This is a genomic window from Candidatus Aegiribacteria sp., assembly GCA_021108435.1.
Classification (GTDB): domain Bacteria; phylum Fermentibacterota; class Fermentibacteria; order Fermentibacterales; family JCC-6; genus Aegiribacteria.
Genome location: JAIOQY010000130.1, coordinates 1 through 1,344 on the forward strand (window position 1 = coordinate 1; position 1,344 = coordinate 1,344).

General features: G+C 42.4%; 2 protein-coding genes. Both read left to right on the plus strand.

All coding sequences use genetic code 11. From position 1 onward, the window contains the following. Positions 1-988: hypothetical protein (locus K8R76_07560; protein ID MCD4848030.1), on the plus strand; the 988-nt coding region annotated here is incomplete at its 5' end. Further along, on the plus strand, positions 988-1,344 hold a 357-nt coding region (locus tag K8R76_07565), incomplete at its 3' end, for a hypothetical protein (protein ID MCD4848031.1). The genes K8R76_07560 and K8R76_07565, both read left to right, overlap by 1 nt.

Here is a 1,344-nt window from a genome sequence, read left to right on the forward strand (position 1 = left end):
ATTGGAAGTAGTTCTGCCATTCAGCGCATACGGAGCGATTTATTCCAGAGGGGGGCATTTCGTAATAGTCAGAGACGGAATAGCTGATATGAACATGGATCAGGCTCTCTATGTGGATATTGACAGGAAAGTAACGAAGTATTTTGATCCTACTCCAGATGGTCGATGGCGGCACGGATTGGCTGTTTCAGATAACGGTGTGGTTACAGCAATCGGAAAGGATTACATCCTTGATTTCGATGAAAATCTAGCATTATCTTCAATCAGGGAATACGAAGAAACACATTTCAGGTATATATGTACTTCAGCAACAGATGAAATCATTGTCATGGAAAACGTTTATGACCGACCTCGGGAAATTCTGGCTTTTGACTGGAATGGTAACAGACTGTGGGAAATTGATACAGGGGAAAGAGCTGTCGTTACACAGTTTGCTGTATCAGAAGATGGAAATCTCGTTGGGGCATCGTTCACTAGAAATGGAATATCGGTCATCGATGGGAATACAGGAACAACTCTCTGGGAACGCTACGATGGAATGCAGGCTTCGATGATAGCGTTTTCTCCTGACTGCACGCATATGGCCATACCTGTTCCATTAGAGCTGGGGGGACGTCCAAACAACTTCGTGGTTACAGATACTGGAGGTCAATATGATAATGATGAGATATGGTGTTTACCTTCCAAAAAGTGGTACAATCTAGTTCCAGATTTCATTAATAATAGCATTAATATTCTATTTCATTCCCAAGATGTGGAGTGTTTACAGATAACAAGAAGGTGCTTGCTTGATACAGATGGAGTACTGATATGGTCATCGGAACCTGTGAAGTCTGATGAACGAAGTTTCATTCCTTTTGGAAATTCGTCTAACTTTAATTATCTCCTTCATGGTCGTCCACGCGCTCTTTCAATGACAGAAGCGAGAGTTGTGTATCAGGGAGAAGATGGAGTAAATATCATTACAGTCAGCAATGTGGTTGAATAATGATAAGAATATTAATATCTGCTGCAGTTCTTGTGCTATTTGGTTTTACGATTGATACCCATCCCATAGTTCATCCTCCGCACTGGGATCCGTCATGGCCGATGTATGAGAACGGCACATATGAAAAATGCTGGATTGGATACGGGGACTGGTGCGTAGTAGATGAGGGGCCACATCCAGGTCTTGATTTTGACGACCCCTCAGGTGGAACTGATTCAGTATTGGCACCTAATGATTTCCCGGCATATTCAGGATATGTGTTTGAAGCAAACCCCGATGTATATGGATGGGAAATGTGTTTTCTTCTTGATACGCTTGCTGATGAATACGGCTGGGGAATAGGACACTTATATATA